This window comes from uncultured Campylobacter sp. (assembly GCF_937949835.1).
Lineage (GTDB): Bacteria > Campylobacterota > Campylobacteria > Campylobacterales > Campylobacteraceae > Campylobacter_B.
In genome coordinates, this window is the sequence record NZ_CALEDC010000208.1 from 1 (window position 1) to 6,462 (window position 6,462).

Consider the following 6,462-nt stretch of genomic DNA (forward strand, 5'->3'; position numbering starts at 1 on the left):
ATCTTGCCGCCATAGCTTAGATCTGTGGTGTATTGCGAAATCGCCATTGCGATCTCCTTACCGCTTAGATCTTTGATCTTACGAGACGCGCCGTAAGCTCGCTTCTGCCCGCTTTCACCGTGACACGAAGCGCATTTTTCGGCGAAGATCGCTCCGCCTCTTTCTTTTAAAGAATTTATATTTCGATTTACCTTGCCGCTATGAGTTTTACTGCCTGCGACCGGAGCGCTTTTGTAGATATTTACGGTTACATTTTCATCTTTAGAATGCTTTTCGATCAGGGATTTTAGCTCTTTGGCAAACTCACCTTTGGCTTCGAATACATACGTGTCATCATTTGCTTTATCCGCGGCATTTAAACTAAAGGCAAAAAAACATGCTAAAAAAGAAATTTTAAAAATTTTCATAGAAAACCTTGATTTAGAATTTAAAAAGGGCGAAGCAAAAGCTTCGCCCTAATTTTACCTGTATAAGGTAAATAATTAGAAGCTGTATTTAGCCTCAAATCTGATGCGATCTTTTTTCTCATCAAGACCGCCAGCAGCATCGTCAATCTTATAGTGAGAATACCAAGTTTTGAAGCTTAGCTTTTCATTATATTTATAAGAAATTCTACCTACCACTTCGTATGCATTATCACCATCTGCTTTACCATCTAGGTAATCGGCACCGATTCTGATACCAGTATCAGGGATAGTATAGCCTGCTACTACATACCAGTAGTGATTTTCGCCAGTAAAGTTTCTATAGTCTAACAACTCTTCACCTGGGCTAATGAAAGAGCCTTGATCTTCAAAAGATACAAAAGAAACTTTATCTTTATCATCAGGTTCAAATTTTAAATAACCTGCAGCTAAATCAACGCCAAAGAAACCAGCATTAGCCTCTGCTGCCCAGAAGTCTGCATCACTAGCACCTGCATCTTTATAATCGCCGTCAAAATCAGAGAATGCGTACTGACCTTTTACACCGAGATTGAAATCATCAGAGATATCAAAGTTTAGAGCCAACTCTGCAGCGAAAAGCTGCGCTACGTCCTCTAGGGCGTTATACCATAGCTGGAAAGATACTGGATCGTATGAGCCCATAAATCCTATACCGTATAGATTATGATCAGTAGTTAGTTTATTATCTACCGCTGCGCCCCAATCAAGGCTTGAAATATCTCCATCATTCTCTAAAGAATCCATCCAAAAGCCGCTAATTGTCAAGCCCTCGATATCGGTACTAGTAATCTTAACACCGTCTCCATACATATCATCGGTAAAGAACGAACCTATGCCCTGGCGACCGACTGCAATAGTGGTACCACCGATAGTGTATCCTAAATAAGCTTTAGCGATATCGAAATCAGAATCTTTGTCGCTTGGATTTTGCGCACCGTGATATTGGCTATTTGAAGAAGAAAGTGACTCGCCATTATCTCTATCTAAGAACCTAACGCCCACTACACCAAAGAAGTTATCATCGATTTTAGCTTTGAAATCTACTTCGGATTTAAATTCCCAAACGCCCTTATTGCTATTTGTTTCATTTTTAAGGTGATCGTGAGTGTATCGCATACGAGCGTATCCGTTTAGATCCACGTCCTTGATAGCTTCCTCTAACGGAACAGCACTTGCACTCATAGCAAGAGCACCTGCAGCGACTGCTGCCGCTAAACTAAGTTTAACTAGTTTCATTTTGAACTCCTTTAAAAGTTTGTAAGCGCAATAGTAGCACAAAATGGCAAATTATATGCTTAAAATAGGCTGAAAAATACTAAAATTTTACCAAATTGTTACCGAGTATTTACTGAAAATCCAAATTTAACGGGCATAAAAAAAGCGAGACCCACACAGGCCTCGCCGATTATTGAAAGGAGTTCTAATTTCGATGTGGGGATTATATCAGGCTGCGGTAAACAGACGGCAACACCTCTTTCATGCGGGAGAAATTTGATAAAATTTTACGATACAAAATTTTATGAATGAAATTTCAAGACACAAAATTTGCAAAGCGTGGGTTTTAAAAATCTACGCGGCATCTTATCAGCGGGGAATACTGCACTGAAAACGAGCAGTACGCGAAAAACTGCGAGAAAGAAAATTTATAAGAATTTCGCAATCAAAATTCTAGCGCCAGCCGTATTTCTATAATATAAAATTTTGCGGACAAAATAGCGTCACGCAGTAAGAAATCTTAAGCACGAAGCAAGCGAATAGGAAATGCTAACCTAGCCATATAAGTAAGATGTGCAGCGCAGAATTCTGCGGAATATAAAATTCCACAACTTATAAAATATAAAATTTATGCAGGCAATCGCATAAAGAATCAGCGGACTTTAAAGCGCAAGCAAATCGCGCCAGCCCGCCATGATTAAGAACAGAAACTATTGCCTTCATAAGAGTAGAGAGCAAACACAAAAACGTTTCACAAAGTAAAAGCAGGCTCGCTTACCTTCAAGAGCGCAGCGACTAAAAATCGCGTAGGATTAAAAGCTGATATTTTCGCTCTCTGGTACAGCAATAGCGTCGTTTTTATGCATTTGTTTGGTCTCGATTTTGCCGATATCATAAGCGTGCGGAGCAACGGAACCCGCTTTGCGCGAGATGATTCGCATATCGGTGATAGCGCCTGCTGCGGTACTTATGTAGGCAGTATCTCCCGCAGCCGCATAATATCTGCTTGCGTGAGCGGTGTAGAGCTCGCCGCTGGATAGGTCTTTAAACGTATAGACGTAAGCTGTGGAGCTTTGGCGAGTGTAGTTTACGATCTCGGATTTTAGCGAGCGCAAGTTGCCTGCAGGCGTCGGAGCGGTGCTTACGGCGCAGCCTGCGATGCCAAGAGCCAAAAGTGCGGAAAATATAAAATTTTTCATTCAGTATCCTTATTTGTAAAATTTGAACTTTTAGAGTAGTAGGTTTGGGCTTAAAGTTTGCTTTTTTGAGAGGCATCGGAGCAGAATTTAAACGACGATGGATGCGCTTGCGTCGCTGGCATTTGTTTTTGAGGGGCGTCAAAGCGGAATTTAAACAGATCTCTCTTAGCGTTAGGCGAAGCGAGAATGCGCTTTTGACGATTTTTCTATATATGCGGGGCAGAATTTAGCAGCAATCGTAAGCAAGACTTGGTAGTCGCGTCTAAATCAAACGCGATAAAGTTCTAGTTTCTTTTACTGGGTTAGCTCGCATCTTAAATTATTATATTGAATAGCCGCTATACGCGATAAACGAATCGTATGCCTATAAATCGCAAACCATGAGGATTTGACCGATTTATATCTATGCTACGGGATGATTCATAATTGAGGATCGATTAACTTTGTGCTATAGAATACTACAACACTAACCCCTCGCAACTGGGTGTTTTTGATACTAAGTGGGCTGGCGACGGGTGCATCGTGGCTAGCATATTTCAAAGCCCTGCAAATCGGCAAAGCCTATCAAGTAGCACCGATCGATAAGCTAAGCGTGGTACTCGTTGTAATCATAGCCGTGATATTTTTAGGCGAGCGCCCGAGTCTTCGCGAATGGCTCGCGCTAGCACTAATCGGCGCGGGAGTGATGATGCTGGCGTTTAAATAGGGTACAATTTGCTTTAAATCTATCTCTTGTGGTCTTTTTAGCCGTTACTCTCGTGCTGCGCCATACGCTTTGTCGTAAGATAAACCTACTGCCGCTTCTGCAAAATTGCCGCCCTAAACCGCTATGATTTCTTATGGCTTGACTTTAGCCTATAGAGTTCTAGGCATTGCCTGAAACGTGCCGGTAATCGATTTGCCGATACCTTGCTGTAGTTAGGCGGTCTTTAAGGTAATTTTAGTTCTGCTTAAAAGTAGTGAGATTAAAATTTATGAAAAATCAGGAATTCGCACCTTAAAATTACAAAAAATATCGACTCGCCGTACCATAAAATAAAATTGCATCCGCAAGTTTAAATCAAACTGTAAACTTCTAAATCTACAGTATAGTCGATCAAGCTAATTACGCAAGATGCAAATTGAAATCTTGCACACTTCCATAGCTTCGCCTAAATATATGCGCTTACTACCTAACTCTTACATTCATCTCAAGCGCCAGGCTTGTAAAATAATAAGCTAAGGTCGGGAGAAATTACTCCCCCTTACCCTTCTTACTCCTCTTACCTTTAGCCTTAGATGGTCCCTCTTCTTTAGCATCATCTTTCAACTTAGCCGTAGAGCCTTTTACTTTACCATCCTCATTCATAGCTTTATCCATGCTATCATCCATTTTCTCTTGCATCTTTTCTGATTTGGCATTTGCCTTAGCCTTAGAGGATTTGACGGTATCTTTAGCTTTTTTACTTGCTTTTTTCTTGGCAGATTTTAGATCACTTATATCAGTAGTGCCGCTTACGGCAAGATCATCTTTAATAAGCTCAAATCTTTTATCGCCTATGCCTTTAATATTTTTGATATCCTCGATATCTTTAAATTTATTATCCTTGCGGTAATCTATAATAGCCTGAGCTTTTGCTTCTCCGATGCCAGGAAGCGCCATAAGCTCCTCTTTACTTGCAGTGTTTAAATTTACTGCTGCTAGCATAAATGCAGGAAGCGATAGAAATAGTGCGGATTTAAATAGGTTTTTCATTAAAAGTCCTTTGAGGTTAAGATATCTGTATTGCTAAATAAAAACGTCTATTAGCATTGAGCGCTTTTATATACCTATCCCGCGTCAGTGCTTGGGAATAGATATGCCGCCTATAGCTATTACGCTATCTTGCAATACGGTAAGGATTATATTTGCAGCGGGCTTAAAGGCAGATAAATTTAAGTGGATATATTGAAATTTTATATGCTTCGATCGTTTTATTAAATAAATACGTTAAATTTTAGCTTGATCTTAAAAAGCAGATAGGCACGGATAAAGCTGATTAAATTTAATACTGCAAGCATTGAAACGAGATTTGGATTTAAATCATGTAAAAGGCTAAGCAGCGGTATTTATGAAATTTAGCCCTACCTTACCGCGCACGGAGGCTTTACGGGCGATGTTAGACGCATACGGCGACGGGATGCTGGTGTTATGAAAGGCAAGGATACTTTACGTGCAAAGCTATACGAACAATCTTCATAAAATTTAGCCGCATTCATAAGCTTGCTTTTGTGTGGCATGCTTTTTACGGGCTTGATTTTTAATAGGGTTTTATCTGCTTATAGAACGTTTCATTATATTAAGTAACAGCACTTGCCAGGCTTTTTATTTGATATCTAGTTTAAATCATACGAAAGCTTTATAAGTGCCGGCGGCTTTATAATCTAGATATAAAAGCGCGGTAATGTATTAAAAAACGAACGAACGTATAAATCATAAATGAGGCTCGTAGAGGTTAGAAATAAAGATCGCGCCATAGAAGTTAAAAAGCAAACGCAACAGGATAGCATGGAAAAACGATACGAACGAGCAAGTATTATAGAAAAATTTCAATCCGTATCATTTTTCACTCAATATAAGTCAAATTTAATGCAGAGTTTTGAGATTTTGTATTGATGGAGAGCTAGATTTAAAATTTGTATTTGCAGAAGGTTCTAAAATCCTAAGAAGACTATAGAATTTTAAATTTATCAAGCAATATTTATTAGATAAAAGAAGCGACAAACTAAAGACATTGGAATAGAATTTAAATTGAAAATTGTATGGAAAGTTATGAGATTCTAACAAAGCCTGCAGCGACCTACTTTCCCCGTCCGAGTAACGGATAGTATCATCAGCCAGGACGAGCTTAGCTTCTTGGTTCGAGATGGAGCAAGGCGTTTCCTCGTCTGTATAGCCACAGGCAGTGTTAAATAAGGGATTGCTTTTGTTATTTGATAGTAATATCTTGCGAATATGTTACGAGCTTTAGCCGCGTAGCATAGGAGCTTTACTCGTTCCTTTTCTGCCTGCTTGCCTCATATTAAAAATACTTCGTAATCTAATTTGGATTAATTATAGATTACGGATATCTTTTATAATCTCTTATTTAACACTGCGTTCATCGTTAAAGTCAGATCTTGTTTTATAAAAACAAAGGTTGATAAGGTATAGTAAAAATTTACTATTTCGAATTGAGAACTAATTTTTTGCTAGGCGAGGCAAACGAGCAAAGACGAGGGAGCATACGTATGGTATGTGACCGAAGTCTGCAGCGAAGTTTAACGAAGCATAGTGAAAAATTAGGAATCAATTTTATCCTTAACAAGGAAGTAATGCTTAAAAGATAAGCAAACGAGCTATTAGTACCGGTCAGCTAAAGGACTTTCATCCATTACACATCCGGCCTATCAAACTAGTAGTCTACTAGAGCTCTTAAAAGAAGATTCATCTTGGAGTCGGCTTCGAGCTTAGATGCTTTCAGCTCTTATCGCATCCCGACTTAGCTACCCGGCGGTGCTCTTGGCAGAACAACCGGTACACCAGTGGTCGGTTCGACCCGGTCCTCTCGTACTAGGGTCAACTCTCCTCAATCTTCTTACGC

3 protein-coding genes, 2 rRNA genes and 2 pseudogenes are annotated in these 6,462 nt (G+C 39.6%); 1 reads left to right on the plus strand and 6 read right to left on the minus strand.

Going from position 1 to position 6,462, the window contains the following annotated elements:
* From Q0256_RS04830 to Q0256_RS04840, 3 genes are all read right to left on the minus strand, one after another.
* On the minus strand, window positions 1-407 hold a 407-nt coding region (locus tag Q0256_RS04830; protein ID WP_297960595.1), incomplete at its 3' end, for a c-type cytochrome.
* Between the two features lie 75 nt (window positions 408-482).
* Entirely contained in the window at window positions 483-1,682 is a 1,200-nt protein-coding gene (locus tag Q0256_RS04835; protein ID WP_297960598.1) for an OprD family outer membrane porin, read from the minus strand.
* A 791-nt stretch (window positions 1,683-2,473) separates the two neighbouring features.
* Window positions 2,474-2,860: a hypothetical protein gene (locus Q0256_RS04840; RefSeq protein ID WP_297960600.1), complete on the minus strand. Its 387-nt coding sequence runs from the start codon at window positions 2,858-2,860 to the stop codon at window positions 2,474-2,476.
* Window positions 2,861-3,335: 475 nt separating this feature from the next.
* On the opposite strand from Q0256_RS04840, the pseudogene Q0256_RS04845 reads away from it, so the two are divergent.
* Window positions 3,336-3,566, plus strand: a pseudogene (locus Q0256_RS04845) (EamA family transporter); the annotation flags it as partial.
* Window positions 3,567-4,355: 789 nt separating this feature from the next.
* Here Q0256_RS04845 and Q0256_RS04850 read toward each other — a convergent pair.
* The 3 genes and pseudogenes from Q0256_RS04850 to Q0256_RS04860 all read right to left on the minus strand — a co-directional run.
* Window positions 4,356-4,595: pseudogene (locus Q0256_RS04850) on the minus strand (ComEA family DNA-binding protein); the annotation flags it as partial.
* Window positions 4,596-5,666: 1,071 nt separating this feature from the next.
* Window positions 5,667-5,783 (minus strand): 5S ribosomal RNA (gene rrf, locus Q0256_RS04855).
* Window positions 5,784-6,200: 417 nt separating this feature from the next.
* Window positions 6,201-6,462 (minus strand): 23S ribosomal RNA (locus tag Q0256_RS04860); the annotation flags it as partial.

Bases quoted from the DNA above. Each gene is read 5' to 3' on its own strand.
- Q0256_RS04835 (WP_297960598.1), bottom strand. From the start codon at position 1,682: ATGAAACTAGTTAAACTTAGTTTAGCGGCAGCAGTCGCTGCAGGTGCT.
- Q0256_RS04840 (WP_297960600.1), bottom strand. From the start codon at position 2,860: ATGAAAAATTTTATATTTTCCGCACTTTTGGCTCTTGGCATCGCAGGC.